General features: G+C 73.0%; 14 protein-coding genes. 5 read left to right on the top strand and 9 right to left on the bottom strand.

The window, feature by feature from the left end:
• Window positions 1–36: 36 nt before the first annotated feature.
• Both OG702_RS23425 and OG702_RS23430 read right to left on the bottom strand, forming a co-directional pair.
• Window positions 37–1,224, bottom strand: coding sequence for a winged helix-turn-helix domain-containing protein (locus OG702_RS23425; protein ID WP_327290891.1), 1,188 nt, complete (start codon window positions 1,222–1,224; stop codon window positions 37–39).
• A gap of 67 nt (window positions 1,225–1,291) precedes the next feature.
• Entirely contained in the window at window positions 1,292–1,894 is a 603-nt protein-coding gene (locus tag OG702_RS23430; RefSeq protein ID WP_327290892.1) for a GNAT family N-acetyltransferase, read from the bottom strand.
• 227 nt (window positions 1,895–2,121) lie between these two features.
• Between OG702_RS23430 and secA the strand changes: the two genes are divergently transcribed.
• Window positions 2,122–4,926 carry a preprotein translocase subunit SecA gene (gene secA / locus OG702_RS23435; protein WP_327290893.1) on the top strand — a complete coding sequence of 935 codons (2,805 nt, stop codon included), beginning with the start codon at window positions 2,122–2,124 and terminating at the stop codon, window positions 4,924–4,926.
• 130 nt (window positions 4,927–5,056) lie between these two features.
• Here the strand turns inward: secA and OG702_RS23440 are convergent, their stop codons facing one another.
• Window positions 5,057–5,614 carry an Rv3235 family protein gene (locus tag OG702_RS23440; protein ID WP_327290894.1) on the bottom strand — a complete coding sequence of 186 codons (558 nt, stop codon included), beginning with the start codon at window positions 5,612–5,614 and terminating at the stop codon, window positions 5,057–5,059.
• Between the two features lie 139 nt (window positions 5,615–5,753).
• Here OG702_RS23440 and OG702_RS23445 point away from each other — a divergent pair, with 139 nt between their 5' ends.
• The 3 genes from OG702_RS23445 to OG702_RS23455 all read left to right on the top strand — a co-directional run bounded on the left by OG702_RS23445 (window position 5,754) and on the right by OG702_RS23455 (window position 12,267).
• Window positions 5,754–6,260: a DUF6912 family protein gene (locus OG702_RS23445; RefSeq protein WP_327290895.1), complete on the top strand. Its 507-nt coding sequence runs from the start codon at window positions 5,754–5,756 to the stop codon at window positions 6,258–6,260.
• Window positions 6,261–6,357: 97 nt separating this feature from the next.
• The gene (locus OG702_RS23450) at window positions 6,358–7,011 is read left to right on the top strand and encodes an HAD family hydrolase (RefSeq protein ID WP_327290896.1); all 654 of its coding nucleotides are present in this window, start codon (window positions 6,358–6,360) and stop codon (window positions 7,009–7,011) included.
• A gap of 288 nt (window positions 7,012–7,299) precedes the next feature.
• Window positions 7,300–12,267 carry an NAD-glutamate dehydrogenase gene (locus OG702_RS23455; RefSeq protein ID WP_327290897.1) on the top strand — a complete coding sequence of 1,656 codons (4,968 nt, stop codon included), beginning with the start codon at window positions 7,300–7,302 and terminating at the stop codon, window positions 12,265–12,267.
• 154 nt (window positions 12,268–12,421) lie between these two features.
• Here the strand turns inward: OG702_RS23455 and OG702_RS23460 are convergent, their stop codons facing one another.
• Window positions 12,422–13,927, bottom strand: coding sequence for a hypothetical protein (locus tag OG702_RS23460; protein ID WP_327290898.1), 1,506 nt, complete (start codon window positions 13,925–13,927; stop codon window positions 12,422–12,424).
• Window positions 13,924–15,450 carry a DUF6020 family protein gene (locus OG702_RS23465; protein ID WP_327290899.1) on the bottom strand — a complete coding sequence of 509 codons (1,527 nt, stop codon included), beginning with the start codon at window positions 15,448–15,450 and terminating at the stop codon, window positions 13,924–13,926. Before OG702_RS23465 ends, OG702_RS23460 begins: the two co-directional genes overlap by 4 nt.
• Window positions 15,451–15,672: 222 nt before the next feature.
• Here OG702_RS23465 and OG702_RS23470 point away from each other — a divergent pair, with 222 nt between their 5' ends.
• Window positions 15,673–16,290, top strand: a complete 618-nt coding sequence (locus OG702_RS23470; RefSeq protein ID WP_327290900.1) for a dTDP-4-dehydrorhamnose 3,5-epimerase family protein — start codon at window positions 15,673–15,675, stop codon at window positions 16,288–16,290.
• Here OG702_RS23470 and rfbD read toward each other — a convergent pair.
• From rfbD to OG702_RS23490, 4 genes are read right to left on the bottom strand one after another with little or no spacing between them, the layout of a single operon-like run.
• The gene (rfbD, locus tag OG702_RS23475) at window positions 16,245–17,105 is read right to left on the bottom strand and encodes a dTDP-4-dehydrorhamnose reductase (protein ID WP_327290901.1); all 861 of its coding nucleotides are present in this window, start codon (window positions 17,103–17,105) and stop codon (window positions 16,245–16,247) included. The genes OG702_RS23470 and rfbD overlap by 46 nt on opposite strands.
• On the bottom strand, window positions 17,102–18,109 hold the full coding sequence (rfbB, locus tag OG702_RS23480) for a dTDP-glucose 4,6-dehydratase (RefSeq protein ID WP_327290902.1): 1,008 nt from the start codon (window positions 18,107–18,109) through the stop codon (window positions 17,102–17,104). The genes rfbD and rfbB overlap by 4 nt, the downstream gene beginning before the upstream one ends.
• Window positions 18,106–19,173 carry a glucose-1-phosphate thymidylyltransferase gene (locus OG702_RS23485; RefSeq protein ID WP_327290903.1) on the bottom strand — a complete coding sequence of 356 codons (1,068 nt, stop codon included), beginning with the start codon at window positions 19,171–19,173 and terminating at the stop codon, window positions 18,106–18,108. The genes rfbB and OG702_RS23485 overlap by 4 nt, the downstream gene beginning before the upstream one ends.
• Window positions 19,170–21,344: a class I SAM-dependent methyltransferase gene (locus OG702_RS23490; protein ID WP_327290904.1), complete on the bottom strand. Its 2,175-nt coding sequence runs from the start codon at window positions 21,342–21,344 to the stop codon at window positions 19,170–19,172. Before OG702_RS23490 ends, OG702_RS23485 begins: the two co-directional genes overlap by 4 nt.
• Window positions 21,345–21,349 lie beyond the last annotated feature (5 nt).

Consider the following 21,349-nt stretch of genomic DNA (forward strand, 5'->3'; position numbering starts at 1 on the left):
GGGCGGCTGGCTGGGCGCTCTGGCGGCTCCTGCGGTTCAGCGGCTGTCGTGGGTGCGCTTGACCGCGGTGACCAGCGGCTCGCGCAGGGTCTCCGGGAGCACCCGCTCCACCCGGGCCTCCACGCAGCCGACCCAGCCGGCCGCCTCCGCGATGGCGTCGGCGGCGGGCTGCACCGCCTTCGGGCCGTCCAGCGTCACCTGCCGGGCGACCAGCGTCGTGCCCTCCCGGGCCGGGTCGACCCGGCCGACCAGCCGGCCACCGGCCAGCAGCGGCATCGCGAAGTAGCCGTGGATCCGCTTGGGCTTCGGCGTGTAGGCCTCCAGGCGGTGGGTGAAGCCGAAGATCCGCTCGGTGCGCGGCCGGTCCCAGATCAGCGAGTCGAACGGCGACAGCAGCGTCGTGCGGTGCCGCCCGCGCGGCTCGCTCGCCAGCGCCGCCGGGTCGGCCCAGGCCGGCTTGCCCCAGCCCTCGACCTCCACCGGGACCAGGCCGGTGTCGGCGAGCACCGCGGTGACCTGCTCACCCTTGAGCCGGTGGTAGTCGGCCAGGTCGGCGCGGGTGGCGATTCCCATGGCGGTGCCCGCCTGGGCGACCAGCCGCCGCATGCAGGCCGCGTCGTCGATGTCGTCGTGCAGCAGCGCGTCGGGGACGGCGCGCTCCGCGAGGTCGTAGACCCGCTTCCAGCTGCGCCGCCGGGTGCAGACCACCTCGCCGGTGTCCAGCAGCCACTCGACGGCGATCTTCGTCTCGGACCAGTCCCACCACGGTCCGCCGTTCTTCGCCCCGCCCAGCTCGGTGGACGTCAGCGGGCCGTCGACGCGCAGCCGGTCCAGCACGGTGGCGCAGGACCGCTCGGCGTCCGCCAGCACGTGCCAGCGGTGGCCGCGCGCCCGCCGGGCCCGGCGCCGGAAGGCGAAGTGCGGCCACTCCTCGATGGGCAGGATGCACGCGGCGTGCGACCAATACTCGAAGGCGTGGTCGTCCGACCAATACGCCTGCTCCACCGCTTCCCGGCCGACCGCGCCGAGCCGCGCGTAGGGGATCAGCTCGTGTGACCGGGCCAGCACCGAGATCGTGTCGAGCTGGACCGCGCCCAGCGCGCGCAGGACCCCGCGGACGCCGGCCCGCCGGTCGGGGGCGCCGAGGAACCCCTGGGCCCGCAGGGCGATCCTGCGGGCCTCGTCGGCGGACAGGGTGAGCTGGGGCGGCGGCAGCGCTGTCATGGCCGCAAGCCTAGGACGCCCCACTGACAAGCGGGCCTGACCTGCGAGGACCGCTGGTCCCGCGGGGTCAGGCCGATGCGCGGCCCGGCTCGTGCGCCAGATAGGCGGTGGCCGATTCCCGGCCCCAGTCCGAGGGCAGCAGGGAGGCGCTCCACGCGTCACGGCGGGTCCCGTGCTGCACGATCTTGGAGCGTACGGTGCCCTCCATCACGAAGCCGATGCTCAGCGCCACCGCCCGGGAGCCGATGTTGCCCGCCTCGGCGAACCACTCCAGGCGCTCCGCGCCCAGCGCCGTGAAGGCCCAGTCGCACACCGCGCGGCCCGCCTCGGCCGTGTAGCCGTTGCCGCGCTGCTCCTTCGCCGTCCAGTACCCCAGCTCCGCCTGCCGCCCCGGCGCGGGCAGCTGCGCCAGCCTGACCAGCCCCATCGAGCCGACCAGGGCGCCGCTGTCGAGGGTGAAGACGCCGAAGTTGTAGAGGGTGTCGTCGCGCCAGCCCTGCGGGGAGATCCGCTCGACGAAGTCGATCGCGTGGGCATGGGTGTACGGCGAGGGGACCGTCGTCCAGCGCGGGATCTCCGGGTCCTGGCACGCGGCCCGCACCGCGTCGACGTCGGCGGATTCCAGCGGGCGCAGCAGCAGCCGCCCGGTGGTCAACGTGATGGGCTCCATGGTTCGGCACACCTTCCGCAGGGGTCACAGGCGGGGACAAACGACCTGCGGCCGAGTATTGCGGAGGCCCTGGAACCCGGGAAAACCGTTTTGCCGACGCCGGGCCTCCCGGCCCGCTGGTCTCCTCGCTTACGATGGCCGTTGCAGCAGGGCCGAGGCAGACAGAAAACCCCGCTGTGCCCCGCGCGGCAACCGCGCCAGGCCCGACCGGCAAGGAGCCAGCCTACGTGTCCGTCATCAACAAGCTCATGCGTGCAGGCGAAGGCAAGATCCTGCGCAAGCTGCACCGCATCGCGGACCAGGTCAATTCCATCGAAGAGGACTTCGAGGGCCTTTCCGATGCCGAGCTGCGGGCGCTCACCGACGAGTACAAAGAGCGGTACGAGAACGGCGAGACCCTCGACGACCTGCTGCCCGAGGCGTTCGCGACGGTCCGCGAGGCCGCCAGGCGCGTCCTGGGCCAGCGGCACTACGACGTCCAGCTGATGGGCGGCGCCGCCCTGCACCTGGGCTACGTCGCCGAGATGCGTACCGGTGAGGGCAAGACGCTGGTCGGCACGCTCCCCGCGTATCTGAACGCGCTGTCAGGCAAGGGCGTGCACCTGATCACCGTCAACGACTACCTCGCCGAGCGCGACTCGGAGTGGATGGGCCGGGTGCACAAATTCCTCGGCCTCGAGGTCGGCTGCATCCTGGCCAACATGTCGCCGGCCGAGCGCCGGGCGCAGTACGCGTGCGACATCACGTACGGCACCAACAACGAGTTCGGCTTCGACTACCTGCGCGACAACATGGCGTGGTCCAAGGACGAGCTCGTCCAGCGCGGCCACAACTTCGCGATCGTCGACGAGGTCGACTCGATCCTGGTGGACGAGGCCCGGACGCCGCTGATCATCTCCGGCCCCGCCGACCAGGCCACCAAGTGGTACAGCGACTTCGCACGCCTGGTGCGCCGGCTCAACCGCGGCGAGGCGGGCAGCCTCGGCAAGGAGGAGACCGGCGACTACGACGTGGACGAGAAGAAGCGCACGGTCGCCATCCACGAGTCCGGCGTCGCCAAGGTCGAGGACTGGCTGGGCATCGACAACCTGTACGAGTCGGTCAACACCCCGCTCGTCGGTTATCTGAACAACGCCATCAAGGCCAAGGAGCTCTACAAGAACGACAAGGACTACGTCGTCATGGACGGCGAAGTCATGATCGTCGACGAGCACACCGGCCGTATCCTCGCCGGCCGCCGCTACAACGAGGGAATGCACCAGGCGATCGAGGCGAAGGAAGGGGTGGACATCAAGGACGAGAACCAGACTCTCGCCACGATCACCCTGCAGAACTTCTTCCGCCTGTACGACAAGCTGTCCGGCATGACCGGCACGGCCATGACCGAGGCCGCCGAGTTCCACCAGATCTACAAGCTCGGCGTCGTCCCGATCCCGACCAACCGGCCGCTGGCCCGGATGGACAAGCCGGACCTGATCTACCGCACCGAAGAGGCGAAGTTCGCGGCCGTGGTCGAGGACATCGTGGAGAAGCACGAGAAGGGCCAGCCGGTGCTGGTCGGCACCGTATCGGTGGAGAAGTCCGAGTACCTGTCGGCGCAGCTGTCCAAGCGCGGCGTCCCGCACGAGGTGCTGAACGCCAAGCAGCACGACCGTGAGGCGTCGATCGTGGCGCAGGCCGGCCGCAAGGGCGCCGTCACCGTGGCGACGAACATGGCGGGCCGCGGTACGGACATCAAGCTCGGCGGGAATCCCGACGACCTGGCGGAGGCGGAGCTGCGGCAGCGCGGCCTGGACCCGCTGGAGCACGTCGAGGAGTGGGCCGCGGCCCTTCCCGCGGCGCTGGAGCGCGCCGAGGAGGCGGTCAAGGCCGAGCACGAGGAGGTCGTCGACCTGGGCGGCCTGTACGTGCTGGGCACCGAGCGGCACGAGTCGCGCCGGATCGACAACCAGCTGCGCGGCCGCTCCGGCCGCCAGGGCGACCCGGGCGAGTCCCGCTTCTACCTGTCCCTGGGCGACGACCTGATGCGGCTGTTCAAGGCGCAGATGGTCGAGCGCGTGATGTCCATGGCCAACGTGCCGGACGACGTGCCGATCGAGAACAAGATGGTCACCCGCGCCATCGCCTCGGCCCAGTCGCAGGTCGAGCAGCAGAACTTCGAGATCCGCAAGAACGTCCTGAAGTACGACGAGGTGCTGAACCGGCAGCGCGAGGTCATCTACGGTGAGCGCCGCCGCGTCCTGGAGGGCGAGGACCTGCACGAGCAGGTGCAGCACTTCATGGACGACACCATCGACGCGTACATCGACGCGGAGACCCGCGAGGGCTTCGCCGAGGACTGGGACCTGGACCGGCTGTGGGTCGCGTTCAAGCAGCTCTACCCGGCCAAGGTGACGATCGAGGAGCTGGAGGACGAGGCGGGCGACCGCGCCGGAATCACCGCCGAGTTCATCGCGGAGACCGTCAAGGACGACATCCACGAGCAGTACGCGGAGCGCGAGAAGCAGCTCAGCGAGGACATCATGCGCGAGCTGGAGCGGCGCGTGGTGCTCTCGGTGCTCGACCGCAAGTGGCGTGAGCACCTCTACGAGATGGACTACCTCCAGGAGGGCATCGGGCTGCGCGCGATGGCGCAGCGCGACCCGCTGGTGGAGTACCAGCGTGAGGGCTTCGACATGTTCACCGCCATGATGGACGGCATCAAGGAGGAGTCCGTCGGCTACCTGTTCAACCTGGAGGTCCAGGTCGAGCAGCAGGTCGAGGAGGTGCCGGTGATGGCCGACGCCGACGTCCAGGACGCGCCGCCGTCGCTGGTCAAGGACCGTCCGGAGATCCGCGCCAAGGGCCTGGAAGCGCCCAAGCGGGCCGACCGGCTGCACTTCTCCGCCCCGTCGGTGGACGGCGAGGGCGGGGTCGTCGAGGGCGACTTCGCGGGTGCCCCGGCCGACGCGGTCATCGAGGACGACGAGGTCGGCCAGACGCGCGCCGAGCGCCGCAAGGCCGCCAAGGGCGGCCGCCGCCGCAAGAAGTAGCCCCGCCGCGCGCGAGGGGGACGAACACCGGCCGGGGGCCGGACCGGAAGCGGTCCGGCCCCCGGCCGCGTCATGCCGCCGTGCCCGGGTCCCGCGGCAGGCGCCGCGGGGGTGGTGGCCCGCGCCCAGGTCACCTGGCGGCCACCGCGGTGCAGTGCCAGCGCTCGGGCCCGTAGCCGGAGGCCGCCCGCGCGCCGCCGGACTCCAGCCGGAAGGCCAGCGCGCGGAAGACGTCCCGGTCCAGGCACACCACGGCGCACACTTCGAGCGCCCCGCGGTACGTCCGATAGGCGTGGCAGCGGTACACGAAAGGGGTACGCCCGCGGTTGCCGCGCGGGCGCCAGTCGGACCGCTGCGCGTGCAGCTCCCACAGTTGCTGGTACGCCTCGTCCCTGACCTTGCCGGCCAGCATCGTCAGCGGCTGGCGCCCGGTCAGGACGTCGAGCAGCCGGCCGGCGAACCAGTCGTGCGCCGACATCGGCCCCACCGCGCCGGCCGGCGTCCTGGCCACCTGCGGCCTGCCGGGCGGACGCCGCAGGTCCCGGCGGCCGGGCGGCGCCGCCCCGGCACCGCCGGGCCTGCGCGGCGATCCGGGTCCGGTCGGCGGTACGCGCCCCGGCAGGCGGTTGCGCCGCGGGTCGGGGGCGGCTCCGGAGGCGGGCGCGGCGGGTGGCTGCGGTGGCTGCACGAGTGGCTCCCCAAGATCGTTACCGGCTGGTAGTCCGGTTCTAGGGGCGGCCGCGGGAGCCAGGCAAACCTGCTGGGCGCTGTTCGAAGGCGCCGCGGAATTCACCTATCAGGATGGTTGCGCACGTATGCTTCACGCCATGCGCGTCTATATTCCGACCACCTTGACGGGACTGGCCGAGGCGTACAAGGCGGGCGAGGTGGGCCCCGTGCCGCTCGACGCCTTCGCGGTCACGCCGAGCCTGCGCGAGTGGTACGTCTCCGACGACATAGAGGAACTCGAGTACGCGGCGCTGAACCGGGCCGCCCAGGCGTCGCTGCGGCTGCTCGCGGTTCATCCGGATGTGGCACGGCGCCGGACGGTCATCGCGGTGGACGTCCCTGACGCGCAGGTCCGGTTCGACCCGGACCGCGCGCTCGACCCGGCCGCGCTCGGCGAGGTCCGGCTCGGGAAGCCGGTGCGGCTGTCCGAGGCCGCGGCGGTCCATCTGGACGCCGACGACGCCGAGCCGGACGTGGCTGCCGCGGCCTCGGCGCTGGGAGCGGCGGACGCCGGCGACGACGACGCCCAGTTCACGGTGGACGGCGCCGAGGACCACGAACTCCTCTGGTACGCCACCCAGGAGATCCCCAATCTGATCAGCTGAACGGCCGATCGGGCGATCGCCGTACTGTCACACCGCGACCGGAGTTATCCACAGGCGGCAGAACGCCTCGACGGTCCACGCGAGTACGGTTCTTTCCATGAGCACGCATCTCGTGTGGGACTGGAACGGCACCCTCTTCCACGACATCGACGCAGTGATCGAGGCGACGAACGCCTCCTTCGCCGAACTCGGCCTGCCCCCGATCACCCTGGACCGCTACCGCGAGCTGTACTGCGTGCCCGTGCCCCGCTTCTACGAGCGGCTGATCGGGCGGCTGCCCTCCGACGACGAGTGGGAGGTCATGGACGCGACCTTCCACCGGCACTACTGGGTGCTCGCCGAGTCCTGCCGGCTGGCCGACGGCGCCGCCGAGCTGCTGGCCGCCCGCCGGGCGGCCGGGGTGACCCAGTCGCTGTGCTCGCTCGCCCCGCACGAGCAGCTGGTGCCGATCGTGGCCGCGCACGGCATCACCGAGCACTTCTTGCGGGTCGACGGCCGCACGGGGATGTCGACTGCGGGCAAGGCAGCCCAGATGGTCCGCCACCTCGAATCGCTCGGCCCCCTCGACCCGCGCCAGATCGTGGTGATCGGTGACGCGCTGGACGACGCGGCCGCCGCCGCGCACGTGGGCGCGCACGCGGTGCTCTACACCGGTGGCTCGCACAGCAGAGCGGCCCTGGAGTCCGCGGGAGTGCCGGTGGTGGACAGCCTCGCCGAGGCCGTCGAGCAGGCCGAGCGGATAGTTTCCTGACGGATCGCCGCGACGTTCCCGCGGGCGTTCCCGGCCGGTTCCTGTCCATTCGGGCCAAAGGTGTCTGGTGCATTTGTACGAAGACGTCTCCTGACAGCCACCCCGGACGGGGCGATAGCCTGGACGCCGTGATCAACGTTGATCCGTTCTCCCGGGGCAGGATCGTGCCGACGGGCACGGCGAACCCCTATTCCGGCATAGCGTCGTCCCGTAGCGGAAACCCCGCGTCGCGGTACGTCGTGCCATCCACCGACGTCACGCAATGGCGCGCGACAGGAGTCAGAGGACATGCAGACCAAGCTGGACGAAACCAAGGCCGAGCGGCTGGAACAGGCAGCGCGGGTCGGTGAGAACAGCCAGAAGGGGAGACTGCCGGGGCAGGGCCTCGACGCAGAGGCGATGACCGCGTTCCTCCAGCGGTACTACCTGCACAGCGCACCTGAAGACGTGGTCGACCGTGATCCGGACGACATCTTCGGCGCCGCGCTGTCCCACTACCGGCTCGCCGAGGTACGCCCGCAGGGCACCGCGAACGTACGGGTGCACACCCCGAGCGTCGAGGAGAACGGCTGGCAGTGCAGCCACACCGTCGTCGAGGTGGTCACCGACGACATGCCCTTCCTGGTGGACTCGGTGACCAACGCGCTGACCCAGGCCAACCGGGCCATCCACGTGGTGGTCCACCCCCAGTTCACCGTCCGCCGGGACGTCACGGGCAAGCTGCTCGAGGTCATGACCACCGTCCCCGAGCTCGGTGACGCCGGCGGGGACGGCACGCTGCCGCACGACATGCTGGTGGAGTCCTGGATCCACGTCGAGATCGACCGGGAGACCGACCGGGCCGACCTCAAGGAGATCACCGCCGACCTGCGCCGGGTGCTGTCCGACGTGCGGGAGTCGGTCGAGGACTGGGCGAAGATGCGGCAGGCCGCGCAGTCCATCGCCGACGAGCTGGCCGCCGACCCGCCGCCGCTGCCGGCCCAGGAGACCGGTGAGGCCCTGGAACTGCTGCGCTGGCTCGACGGCGACCACTTCACCTACCTGGGCTTTCGCGAGTACGAGCTGACCAGCGAGACCGCCGACGACGGCAGCCCGGAGGACGTGCTGGTCGCCGTGCCCGGCACGGGGCTTGGCATCCTGCGTTCCGACCCGCAGCACCCGCAGGCCGACAGCACGCACCCGGGGCATCCCAACTCCCCGTCGTTCAGCCGGCTGCCCGCCGACGCCCGGGCGAAGGCCAGGGAGCACAAACTGCTCATCCTGACCAAGGCCAACAGCCGCTCCACCGTCCACCGGCCGTCGTATCTGGACTACGTCGGGGTGAAGAAGTTCGACGCCGACGGCAACGTGGTCGGCGAGCGGCGCTTCCTCGGGCTGTTCTCGTCGGCCGCCTACACCGAGTCGGTGCGCCGGGTGCCGGTGGTCCGCCGCAAGGTCGAGGAGGTGCTGGAGGGCGCCGGCTTCTCCGCGGACAGCCACGACGGCCGCGACCTGCTGCAGATCCTGGAGACCTACCCGCGCGACGAGCTGTTCCAGACCCCGGTCGACGAGCTGCGGTCCATCGCCACCAGCGTGCTGTACCTGCAGGAGCGCCGAAAGCTGCGGCTGTTCCTGCGGCAGGACGAGTACGGCCGCTACTTCTCCGCGCTGGTGTACCTGCCGCGGGACCGCTACACCACCGCGGTCCGGCTGCGGCTGACCAACATCCTCCAGGAGGAACTGGGCGGCCACAGCGCGGACTTCACCGCGTGGAACACCGAATCGGTGCTGTCCCGCCTGCACTTCGTGATCCGCATCGACGCCGGGGGCTCGCTGCGGGACCTGGACGACGCGGACGTCGAGCGCATCGAGAGCCGGCTGTCGGACGCCACCCGCTCCTGGGCCGACGGCTTCGCCGAGGCGCTGACCTCCGAGTGCGGCGAGGAGCGGTCCGCCGAGCTGGTCCGCCGCTACGGGCAGGCCTTCCCCGACGGCTACCGCGCCGACTTCCCGCCCCGGGTGGCGGTCGCCGACCTCCAGCACTTCGAGGAGCTGGGCGCCGACGACTTCACCCTCAGCCTCTACGAGCCGGTCGGGGCCGCGCCCGAGGAGCGGCGGTTCAAGATCTACCGGACCGGGGCGCCGGTCTCGCTGTCCGCGGTGCTCCCGGTGCTGCAGCGGCTCGGTGTCGAGGTGGTCGACGAGCGGCCCTACGAGCTGCGCCGTTCCGACCGGTCCAGGGTCTGGGTCTACGACTTCGGGCTGCGGATCGACCCGGCGCTGGGCGACCTGGGCGACGACGCCCGCGAGCGCTTCCAGGAGGCCTTCGCCGCCACCTGGACCGACCGGGCAGAGAACGACGGCTTCAACTCGCTGGTGCTGCGGGCCGGCCTGGACTGGCGGCAGGCGATGGTGCTGCGCGCCTACGCCAAATACCTGCGGCAGGCCGGGTCCACCTTCAGCCAGGACTACATGGAGGACACCCTCCGCACGAACGTCCACACCACCCGGCTGCTGGTCAACCTCTTCCAGGCCCGGCTCTCGCCGGACCACCAGCGGGCCGGCAGCGAGCTGACCGACGGCATCCTGGAGGAGCTGGACGGCGCGCTCGACTCGGTCGCCAGCCTGGACGAGGACCGCATCCTGCGGTCCTTCCTGAGCCTGATCAAGGCCACCCTGCGCACCAACTACTTCCAGCGCGCGCAGGACGGCCGGCCGCACCGGTATCTGTCGATGAAGTTCGACCCGCAGGCGATCGCCGAACTGCCCGCGCCGCGGCCCGCGTACGAGATCTGGGTGTACTCACCGCGGGTGGAGGGCGTGCACCTGCGGTTCGGCAAGGTGGCCCGCGGCGGTCTGCGCTGGTCCGACCGGCGCGAGGACTTCCGCACCGAGGTGCTCGGCCTGGTCAAGGCCCAGATGGTGAAGAACACGGTGATCGTGCCGGTCGGCGCCAAGGGCGGCTTCGTCGGCAAGCGGCTGCCCGACCCGGCCGCCGACCGCGACGCCTGGCTGGCCGAGGGCATCGCCTGCTACAAGACCTTCATCTCCGGGCTGCTCGACATCACCGACAACCTGGTGGGCGGCGAGGTCGTCCCGCCGCGTGACGTGGTCAGGCACGACGAGGACGACACCTATCTGGTGGTCGCCGCGGACAAGGGCACCGCGTCCTTCTCCGACATCGCCAACGAGGTGGCCGTCTCCTACGGCTTCTGGCTCGGCGACGCCTTCGCCTCCGGCGGCTCGGTCGGCTACGACCACAAGAAGATGGCCATCACCTCCTCCGGCGCCTGGGAGTCGGTGAAGCGGCACTTCCGCGAGATGGGCCACAACACCCAGGAAGAGGACTTCACCGTCGTCGGCATCGGCGACATGTCAGGGGACGTGTTCGGCAACGGGATGCTGCTGTCCGAGCACATCCGGCTGCTGGCCGCCTTCGACCACCGGCACATCTTCCTCGACCCCAAGCCGGACGCGGCGACCTCGTACGCCGAGCGGCGGCGGATGTTCGAGCTGCCGCGCAGCAGCTGGGCCGACTACGACACCTCGCTGATCTCCTCCGGCGGCGGGATCTACCCCAGGACGGCCAAGTCGATCCCGGTCAACGCGCAGGTGCGCGCGGCCCTCGGCATCGCGCCGGGCGCGGCCAAGATCACCCCGGCCGAGCTGATGAAGGCCATCCTGCAGGCCCCGGTGGACCTGCTGTGGAACGGCGGCATCGGCACCTACGTCAAGGCCTCCACCGAGACGAATCTGGACGTCGGCGACAAGGCCAACGACGCGATCCGCATCGACGGCTCCGACCTGCGGGCCAAGGTGGTGGGCGAGGGCGGCAACCTGGGCTTCACCCAGCTGGGCCGGATCGAGTTCGCGCGCTCCGGTGGCCCGGAGGGCGAAGGCGGCCGGATCAACACCGACGCCATCGACAACAGCGCCGGGGTGGACGCCTCCGACCACGAGGTCAACATCAAGATCCTGCTCAACAGCGTGGTGAGCGAGGGCGATCTGACCGTCAAGCAGCGCAACAGCCTGCTGGCCGAGATGACCCACGAGGTCGGCAACCTGGTGCTGCGCAACAACTACGCGCAGAATGTGGCGCTCGGCAACAGCATGGCGCAGTCCAACAGCCTGCTGCACGCCCACCAGCGCTTCATCCGGCGGCTGGTGCGTGACGGGCACCTGGACCGGGCACTGGAGTTCCTGCCCACCGACCGGCAGATCCGCGAACGGCTCAGCGCCGGACAGGGCCTGAGCCAGCCGGAGATGGCGGTGATCCTCGCCTACGCCAAGATCACCACGGCCGAGGAGCTGATCCACACCGGGCTCCCCGACGACCCGTATCTGCGCGGGCTGCTGCACGCCTACTTCCCGGTGCCGCTGCGGGAGCGGTTCGCGTCGCAGATCAACGCCCACGCGCTGCACCGCGAGATCGTCACCACCGTGCTGGTCAACGACACGATCAACACCGGCGGTACCACCTTCCTGCACCGCTTCCGGGAGGAGATCGGGGCGACCACCGAGGAGATCGTCAGGGCGCACACCGCGGCGCGCACGATCTTCGGGCTCGGCTCGATCTGGGACGAGGTCGAGGCGCTGGACAACACGGTCGACGCGGCCGTGCAGACCCGGATCCGGCTGCACTCGCGGCGGCTGGTCGAGCGCGCCACCCGCTGGCTGCTCAACAACCGGTTGCAGCCGCTGCAGATCGCCGAGACCATCGACGACTTCACCGAGGGCGTGGCGGCGGTCTGGTCGCAGCTGCCGAAGCTGCTGCGGGGCGCGGACCTGGAGTGGTACGAGACGCTGCACGACGAGCTGACCTCCGGCGGGGTCCCCGGGGATCTGGCCGTCCGGGTCGCCGGATTCTCCTCCGCCTTCCCCGCGTTGGACATCGTGGAGGTCGCCCATCGCAGCGGCAAGGAGCCGCTCGACGTCGCCGAGATCTACTTCGACCTCGCCGACCGGCTGCAGATCACCCAGCTGCTCGACCGGATCATCCTGCTGCCGCGCGCCGACCGCTGGCAGTCGATGGCCCGGGCCGCGATCCGCGAGGACCTCTTCGCGGCGCACGCGGCGCTGACCGCGGATGTGCTCGGGGCCAGTGACGAGGCGGCGACGCCGGAACAGCGCTACCACGCCTGGGAGGAGCAGAACGCCGGCCTGATCGGGCGGGCCCGGACGACGCTGGAGGAGATCCAGGGGGCCGAGGAGTTCGACCTGGCCAGCCTGTCGGTGGCGATGCGGACGTTCAGGACGCTGCTGCGCACGCATCGCTGAGCCGAGCGGTACGGGCGGGCGGCACGTTCGGTGGCGCCCGCCCACGGCGGCCGGCACCGAACGTGCCGACCGCCCGCCCGCCCGCCGACCGACCGCCCGCCCGCCGACCGACCGCCCGCCCGCCGACCGCCCGAGCCGGGCCCCCCGGTGACGCCTAGTGCGTGAGCCGGAAGAGCTGTTCGCCGGTGCGGGGGGACGTGGCGACCAGGGTCGCCGGGCTGGGGGCGGCGGTGGCCGGCGGCAGCAGGAGCCAGCCGGCGCCGTACCGGCGGGCGATGGCGGCGCGGCGGGCGGCGGGGGTGGCCGGGGAGAAGTACGCGGCCGTCTCGGACCAGCGGCGGGTGCGGTCGGCGGCCGGGGTGGAGGGGTCGGGCCAGGTGGGGGCGACGAGGTAGAGCCCGTAGGCGGGGAGCACGTGCATCGGGACCGAGGCGTCGGTCAGCACGACCGCGCCGACCGGGACGCGGTCGGCGACCCAGCGGTAGTCCGGCCAGCGCTGCGGGTGGCCGGTCGCCACCGGCAGCCAGCGCTGCGGGACGACCGAGCCGATCTGCGCGACCAGCGCGAAGCACAGCGCGACCGCCGAGAGCGGGGCGAGCACCGCACGCAACCGCGTCCAGGGCGGGACCGAGGCCAGCTCCACCGCGAGCGCGAACTGCAACGGCACCAGCAGCAGGGCGAGGACCCGGCCGTAGGTGTAGTGGCCGCTGAACCAGCCGTACGCGGCGATGGCGCCGTCCGCCGCGAACATCAGCACCAGCGGGTCCCGCCACCGCCGCCGGGCCCGCCAGGCCAGTGCGGGCACTCCGGTGAGGGCCAGGCCGTACCACTGCCAGGGGTGGAGGTAGAGCCGGCGGTGCACATGGTCGACGGTGGTGTCGCCGGCCAGCGTGAAGACGTCGAAGTACGGCCAGGCCGCCGCGGTCGCCAGCGCCGCGACACCGGCCAGCGCCCACAGCCCGCACACCCGCCGGGACCAGCCGCTCTGGCGCCCGGCGACGGTCGCCGCGATGCCGACGGTCGCCGCCAGCGCGGTGATCGGGTGGATGAGCAGCAGCACCCCGGCCGCCGCGCCGAGCCAGGCGTACTCCCAGGGGCCGCCGCCCCGCCGGGCCAGCCGGTCGGTCCACGTCCACAGCAGGAAGGCGAACCCGACGGCGAAGGTGCTGGGATACGACGCCCCCCGGGTCAGCGACCACACCCCGCAAAAGCCGCTCCACTCCGTGCCCCGCACCCCCCACAGCAGGGTGAAGGCCAGCAGCGCGAAGACCGGCGCCGCCCGCCGGCTGCTCAGCGTCCTGGCGTAGACGCCGACGCCGAACACCAGCACCGCGAGGTTCACCGGCCCGCACCAGCGCACCACCTGCCATCCGGCGGCGCCGGTCAGCCGGGCGGTGAGGCCGAGGATGACGATGTAGGGGGAGAAGTACGGGCTGCCGGTGCCCGGCTCGTCGAGCAGCGGGTTGGCCGGGTGCCACGGGTTGTCCCTGACCCGCTGCACCGCGGAGGCGTGCTGGCCGAAGTCCGAGGCGATGGGGGTGTGCCAGGCGACGACCGCGAGCAGCAGCCAGAAGCCGGTGCCGACCAGGGTGTACGGGGTCGGCCGCCAGGTCAGCGCGCGGGTCCTGGTCCACGGCGCGACCCGCGCCTCGCCCGTCACGCGGCGGCGCCCGAGCGCGGCGGGGCGGAGCGGTCGGCCCGGCGCACCGATCTGCGGGACTCCCCGCCGCCCGGTGGCCGGTCGGCGGGGTGGGCCGCGGTGAGCAGCGGCGCCGCGAGGAAGCCCAGCAGCACGGGTGCCGCCATGTAGCGGAACAGCCCGGCCGGGGAGGCGACCAGCACCGCGACCTGCAGCCCGGCCGTGGTCGCGGCCAGGGCGAGCGCGGCCCGCAGCGGCCGGCGCCGCACCAGCCGCAGCACGATCAGATAGGTGGCCCAGCACCACAGCGAGCCGGTCCACAGGAACCAGGTCAGCTCGGGCGTGCGGGCCGCGGTGTAGGCCCACACGCCGGCCCGGTGCAGGAAGGCGGACGGCGGGTCGGTGCGCAGCGCGGGCAGGAACTGGCTGTGCTGCATCAGCCCGCCGGGCCGGGAGTAGCCGAATCGGTCGGGGGGGATGACCGCCGGCTGCACGAAGATGTCGGTGTCGTTGCGCGGCAGCGCCCAGGCGATCCGGCCCCGGCACAGGTGGGCCGACAGCATCAGGTCGGGCCGCTTGGTGAGCACGTGGCTCCAGACGTCGAGCAGCCTGCCGTTGAGCCGTTCCGCGGCCGGGCGGTCGAAGGGCGGCCCCATCAGCGGGTCGACCCAGCCGCAGTTGGAGCCGCCGTGCGACCAGTGCGACAGCGGCGCGACCTTCGACATCACCGCGATGTCGGAGCGGCGGAAGGAGCCGGGGGCGCGGTGGTAGGCGACCGCGATGTCGGCGTAGTTGAAGGCGTAGTAGGAGCTGGTGCGCGGCTCCTGGATGCCGATCGCCGGGTAGACGCCGAAGTTGAGGCCGAGCGCCAGCGCGGTCGGGATCAGGGTGGCGGCGCCGATCCGGCGCCAGCGGCGCGGCATCGCGACCAGCAGCACCAGGCCGGCGGTGACCACGGCCGGGTAGGTGTTGTTGCGGAAGACCGACAGCCCGGTCATCGCGGCGGCCAGCAGCCACCAGTGCAGGACCGGGCGCTGCCGTACGGCCAGGTGGGCGCAGGCGCCGAAGGCCAGCACGGCGGCGATGGCGTAGGCGCTGTCCTTCCACACGAAGATGCCGAACGTGCCGGTGGAGGGCACCAGGACCACGGTCAGCGGCGCGGCGGCCGCCCACCGGCCGCGCACCCCGAGCGCGCGCAGCCCGTGGCAGACGTAGCCGAGCGAGGCGGCCAGCACGACCGTCTGCAACAGCGTCAGAGCCGCGAGGCCGCCGGTGATCTGCAGCGACAGCCACACCAGGACGTCGTAGGCGACGGCGTGGTCGCTGCGCCAGTGGCCGGTGGTCACCTGCCAGACGTAGGTGATGGAGTCGAAGCTCATCAGCCCGGGATAGAAGGCCAGCCACCACAGCAGCAGTACGGCCTCGCAGAGCAGCGCCACCGCGAGCGGCAGCCGGGCCCGCTCGGGCACCCGGTCCGCGGCGCGGCGCAGCGCCGGGACCGGCGGGAGGAAACGGGCACCGGCGAAGCGGCTGATGGTGGTCACCGGATTCCAACGCCGCCCGCTCGCAAAGGTTTCGCCCCGCGCGGCGGGCGGCTTCCGCACACCACCCGTTCGGCGGACCGTGGCAGTTCGCGGGGTGACCGGCCGCCGCGCCCGGCGTTGGAGCAGACGCCCGCGGCAGGTGGTGCGAGACCACGCAGCGGGCGTACGCGGCAGCCGCGCCGGCCGGGTCCGGCTCCTGTCCTGAAACTGAAAGGCACGTTCATGCGCGAAACCCGCATCCCCGGGGCCTGGGTCCACGAGCCCGCCGTCTTCCCCGACGAGCGCGGGCGCTTCCACGAGTGGTTCAGGGGCGCCGACTTCACCGGCGCCACCGACCAGCCGCTGGACCTGGCACAGGCCAACTGCTCGGTGTCGCGGCGCGGCACGCTGCGCGGGGTGCACTTCGCCGACGTGCCGCCCGGGCAGGCGAAGTACGTCACCTGCGTGCGCGGCGCGGTGCTGGACGTCGTGGTGGACGTGCGGACCGGCTCGCCCGCGTACGGGCGGCACGAGGCCTTCACGCTGGACGACCGGACGCACCGGGCGGTCTATCTGGCCGAAGGCCTCGGGCACGCCTTCCTCGCGCTGACCGACGACGCCACCGTCGTCTACCTGTGCTCGCAGGGCTACGCGCCCGGCCGCGAGCGCGCGGTGCACCCGCTTGACCCGGCGCTTGCCATCGGTTGGCCCGCGGACCGCACGCCGCTGCTGTCGGCGAAGGACGCGGCGGCCCCGTCGCTCGCCGAAGCGGAGCGGGCGGGGCTGCTGCCGGCGTACGCGGACTGCGCGGCCTACTACGAGCGGTTGCGCAGCGCGGGGAGGGCCACGGCCAGCGCCTGACGCCAGTCGCGGATCGGCTCGATGCCCGCCGCGGCCCAGCCGTCGTGGGCCAGCACGCTGTAGGCGGGCCGGGGCGCGGGCCGCGGCATCGCGGCGGTCGCGACCCGGCGCACCCGGTCGGGGTCGGCGCCCAGCAGCCGGAAGACCTCGCGGGCCAGGTCGTACCAGCTGGCCGCGCCCGCGCTGGTGCCGTGGTAGATCCCGGCGGGGGCGTCGCCCGCGCCGAGCGCGACCAGCCGTTCCGCCAGGTCCGCGGCCCAGGTCGGCTGGCCGTACTGGTCGCCGACCACGTCGACGGTGTCGCGCTCCCGCTCCAGGCGGATCATCGTACGGACGAAGTTCGGCCCGCCGGCCCCGTAGAGCCACCCGGTGCGCACCACGTACCCGTCGCCGGGCATCAGGTCGAGCACCGCCTGCTCGCCGGCGTACTTGCCGCGGCCGTAGGCGGTCCGCGGGTCGGGGCGGTCGGTCTCCCGGTACGGGGTCGCCGCGTCGCCGGCGAAGACGTAGTCGGTGGACACGTGCAGCAGCCGGGCGCCGGTCTTCGCGCAGGCCGCCGCCAGATGCCGCGGGCCCTCGCCGTTGACCCGCAGCGCGGCGGCCTCGGCCGTCTCGGCGTCGTCCACCGCGGTCCAGGCGGCGCAGTTGACCACGACCGAGGGCTCGTGGTCGTCGAAGACCGCACGGACCGCGTCCTCGTCGGTGATGTCCAGCGCGCACCGGTCCACCCCGACGGCCGCCTCGCCCCCCTCGGCGAGCCGCAGCAGCAGATCGCCGGCCAGCATCCCGCCGGCCCCGGTCACCAGCCAGGTCATCGCGGACCCACCACCCCGGCCTGGACCGGCAGCAACGGCTCCCACCAGTCGCGGTGCCGCCGGTACCAGTCCACGGTCGCGGCCAGGCCGGCCGCGAAGTCGACCCGCGGGGCGTACCCCAGCTCGGCGGCGATCTTGCCGCAGTCCACCGAGTACCGCAGGTCGTGGCCCTTGCGGTCGGGCACCTCCTGGACCAGGTCCCAGCCGGCGCCGCAGGCGTCGAGCAGCAGCCCGGTCAGCTCGCGGTTAGTCAGCTCGGTGCCGCCGCCGATGTTGTAGACCTCGCCGGGCCGGCCGCCACGCCGCACCAGCTCGATGCCGTGGACGTGGTCGCTGACGTGCAGCCAGTCGCGCATCTGGCGGCCGTCGCCGTACAGCGGCACCGGGCGGCCCCCGAACAGCCGGGTCAGGAACAGCGGGATCAGCTTCTCAGGGAACTGCCGCGGCCCGTAGTTGTTGGAGCACCGGGTGATCCTGACGTCCAGGCCGTGGGTGCGGTGCTGGGCCAGCGCCAGCAGGTCGGCGGACGCCTTGGAGGCGGCATAGGGGGAGTTGGGGCGCAGCGGGTCGGTCTCCGGCCAGGAGCCGGCCTCGATCGACCCGTAGACCTCGTCGGTGGACACCTGCACGAAGACCGCGACGCCGTGCCGTACGGCCGCGTCAAGCAGCGTGTGCGTACCGGTCACGTTGGTGGTGACGAAGTCGGCGGCACCCGCGATGGAGCGGTCCACATGGGTCTCGGCGGCCAGGTGCACCACCTGGTCGTGCCGGGCGAGCAGCCGGTCGACCAGCGTGGCGTCCCGGATGTCGCCGTGCACGAAGGAGAAGCGCGGGTCGCTGCGCACCGGGTCGAGGTTGGCGGGGCAGCCGGCGTAGGTGAGCGCGTCGAGCACGGTCACCTCGACCGGCTCGGCGTCGGACGCCAGCAGCGCGCGGACGTAGTGCGAGCCGATGAAGCCGGCGCCGCCGGTCACCAGGACGCGGGTGGGGTCAGTGACGGTCATGACGAGATCTGCACCTTGCTGTGGTCGCCGAGTACGAGCCGGTGGGCGGCGGGGGTGCGCTGGCCGGGCGTCACCTCGACCTTGCGGCCGATCAGCGACGCCTCGATCCGCCGCACCCCCAGGATGGAGGAGCCGGGCAGCACGATGGAGAACTCGATCTCGCTGTCCCGCAGCACGCAGTCCGCGCCGATCGAGGTGAACGGGCCGACGTAGCAGCCGTCCACGACCGTGCCGGGGCCGATCATCGCCGGGCCGACGATGCGCGACCCGGTGATCCTGGCGCCCGCGCCGACGCTGACCCGGCCGACCAGCTCGCTGGCCGCGTCGACGTCGCCGTGCACCCCGCGCTCGACGGTCTCCAGCACCGAGCGGTTCACCTCCAGCATGTCGGTGACGTTGCCGGTGTCCTTCCAGTAGCCGTCGATCACCGTGGATTCGACGTCCATGCCGCGGTCGATGAGCCACTGGATGGCGTCGGTGATCTCCAGCTCGCCGCGCCCCGAGGGCTTGATCGCGCGGACCGCGTCGTGGACGGCGGCCGAGAAGAGGTAGACGCCGACCAGGACCAGGTCGCCGCGCGGCACGGCCGGCTTCTCCTGCAGGCCGGTCACCCGGCCCCGCGCGTCCAGCTCCGCCACGCCGAAGTCCGACGGGTTCGGCACCCGCGTCAGCAGCAGCTGCGCGGCGGGGCGGTGCGCGCGGAAGGCGGCGACGTGGTCGCCGATGCCGCCGACGATGAAGTTGTCGCCCAGATACATCACGAAGTCCTCGTCGCCCAGGAAGTCCCGTGCGATCAGCACCGCGTGGGCCAGCCCGAGCGGCTGCTCCTGCCGGATGTACGTGACGCGTACGCCGTGCGCGGAGCCGTCGCCGACCGCCGCCATGATCTCCGCGGCGGTGTCGCCGACGACGATGCCGACGTCCTCGATCCCGCAGTCGGCGATCGCCTCTAGCCCGTAGAAGAGCACGGGCTTGTTCGCGACCGGCACGAGCTGCTTCGCGGAGGTGTGGGTGATCGGGCGCAGCCGGGTGCCGGAGCCGCCGGCCAGCACCAGGGCCTTCACGCCTGCCGCCGGGGGGCGGTGGAGACCAGCACGAACTCGTTGTGCCGGAAGAGCCGTCCGGCCGCGCGCGGCAGCGGGAAGGAGTACGCCCTGCGGACGTCGAGCCCGGCGGCCCGCGCCTCCTCGGTCAGCTCCGCGAAGCCGACGAAGCGCACGTGGGTCGCGTCGCTGGCGAAGCCGGCCTCCTGCGGGGTGATCAGCACCGCCCGGCCGCCCGGCCGCACGTAGGGCAGATACCTGGCGAGCAGCGCCGACGCCTTCGCCGCGTCCAGGTGTTCGAGGACGTGCGCGCACAGCAGGCTGTCGAAGGAACCGGGAGCGCAGTCGGTCGCGGCGAACTCCTCCGGGGTGTACGCGGTCAGGCCGCGGGCGCGGGCGGCGGCGACCGAGTGCTCGTTGTGGTCCACGCCGACGCTGCCGGGGGCGCAGTGCCGCAGGTTGCGGCCCACACCGCAGCCGACGTCCAGCACCCTGCCGAGGCGCAGCCGGCGCAGATTCCAGCGGTAGGGCGCCTGCGTCGGCAGCACCCGCCGGGCCAGCAGGCGGGCGGTGTAGTCGGGTGAGGCGGTGTCGGACATCGGTGTGCCTTTCGCGGGTGTCTCAGGTCTGAGCGTACGGATCAGGCGGGCGGCGAGCAGGGCGGCGGCGGTCCAGGAGCCGAGCGCGTAGGCCGCCTCGACGCGCGGACCCGGGGGTCCTGGCAGGGCCACCGCGGCCGCTGTCACGGCCGTGCCCGCCGCCCAGGCCAGCGCCTGCCGGCGGTGGCCGCCGGTCGCGAGGGTGCCGTTGCCGAGCAGGAACGCCACCAGGTAGCCGGTGGTGCCGAGGCCCAGCGCGGCGAAGTCCAGCCGCCCCAGCACCGGCGGCGCCGCGAGCAGGTGCTCGGTCACCCAGGGGCCGGCCAGCGCGGCCGGCACCGTGCACACCACCCCGAGCGCCGCCATGCCCCCGGCGCTGCGCCGCACCCCCCGGGCGACTCCCGCCCGGTCGCCGAGCTGCTGGCGGACGGTCAGCTCCCGCAGCAGGCCCGCCTGCAGCGCGCCGACCGCGAACTGCGGCACGCGTACCAGGGTCAGCGCGCACAACAGCGCGGTCACCAGCGCCGCGTCCCCGGGCGCCAGCCCCTTGGCCCCGAGCACCGGAGCGTTCGCCAGCACCTGCGCGAAGACGGCCCCCGCGACGAGCGCGCCCAGCCCGCGCCCGATCTCCCCGGCCCCGACGGGCGCGACGGCGGCCGCCCCGCCCACGGCCCCAGATCCGCCCGGGCCTGCGGTGGCCGGTACGGCGGTGGCTGCGGCGGGCAGGGTCGCGGGCCCGCCCGGGCCTGCGGTGGCCGGTACGGTCGCGGCGTCGTGCGGGCCTGAGGCGGCCGGTACGGCGGCGGGGACGAGCGAGGGGTCGGACCGGGCTTCGGGGCGGAAGTGGGCGGTGGTTGCCGCGAGTACGGTCGCCCGGCGGCGAGACGCCTTGCGGGCGGCGTGCCACCGGCGGGAGGCGGCGTGCCGCCCGTCGTCCGGGGCGGGCGGCACGCCGATGCCGTCGCCCCGGGCGGACCGGCCCGGCTCGGCGGTGGTCGCGCGGCACGCGTGGCGGGCGGCCGGGAGGAAGGGGAGGCAGGCCAGCAGCGGGCAGGCGGTGAGGATCAGGGCGAAGGCGGCGGGGGAGTGCGAGCCGGTGAGCAGCAGGGCGGCGGCCGCGCCGAGGCGGAGGGCGCCGTCCAGGGTCAGCTGTCCGGCGTAGGCGGTGAAGCGGGCGTGGCCGGCCAGCAGGCCGCGCAGCGTATGCGCGGCGGCGAGCGCGGACAGGGCGCCGGCCAGCGGCCATAGCAGCCCGGCGTCGCCGTCGAAGGCGAGCCGGACCAGCGGGCGGTGGGCCGCCATGAGCAGCAGGACCGCACCGGCGAGCAGCCCCGCGGCCACCGCCACGCCCCGCCGCAGCAGCGGCCCGGTCCCGGCGCCGCCGGCCACCCGGGCGGCCACCGTACGGGTCAGCTCCTGCTCCAGCGGGAAGAACAGCCCGATCCCGACCGAGAAGGCCACCGCCCACACCACCGCCAGCCCGGCCATCCCCGCGGTGTCCAGGGCGCGCCCGGACAGCGCCAGATGCCCGTAGGCCCCGGCGGCGTTGACGATCATCCCGACCCCGACCGCCCCGGTCCCGCGCGGCACCACCCGGC

It is taken from the genome of Streptomyces sp. NBC_01198 (genome assembly GCF_036010485.1).
Classification (GTDB): Bacteria; Actinomycetota; Actinomycetes; order Streptomycetales; family Streptomycetaceae; genus Actinacidiphila.

Bases quoted from the DNA above. Each gene is read 5' to 3' on its own strand.
- OG702_RS23430 (WP_327290892.1), bottom strand. From the start codon at position 1,894: ATGGAGCCCATCACGTTGACCACCGGGCGGCTGCTGCTGCGCCCGCTG.
- OG702_RS23445 (WP_327290895.1), top strand. From the start codon at position 5,754: ATGCGCGTCTATATTCCGACCACCTTGACGGGACTGGCCGAGGCGTAC.
- OG702_RS23455 (WP_327290897.1), top strand. From the start codon at position 7,300: ATGCAGACCAAGCTGGACGAAACCAAGGCCGAGCGGCTGGAACAGGCA.
- rfbD (WP_327290901.1), bottom strand. From the start codon at position 17,105: ATGACCTGGCTGGTGACCGGGGCCGGCGGGATGCTGGCCGGCGATCTG.
- rfbB (WP_327290902.1), bottom strand. From the start codon at position 18,109: ATGACCGTCACTGACCCCACCCGCGTCCTGGTGACCGGCGGCGCCGGC.
- OG702_RS23470 (WP_327290900.1), top strand. From the start codon at position 15,673: ATGCGCGAAACCCGCATCCCCGGGGCCTGGGTCCACGAGCCCGCCGTC.
- OG702_RS23425 (WP_327290891.1), bottom strand. From the start codon at position 1,224: ATGACAGCGCTGCCGCCGCCCCAGCTCACCCTGTCCGCCGACGAGGCC.
- OG702_RS23450 (WP_327290896.1), top strand. From the start codon at position 6,358: ATGAGCACGCATCTCGTGTGGGACTGGAACGGCACCCTCTTCCACGAC.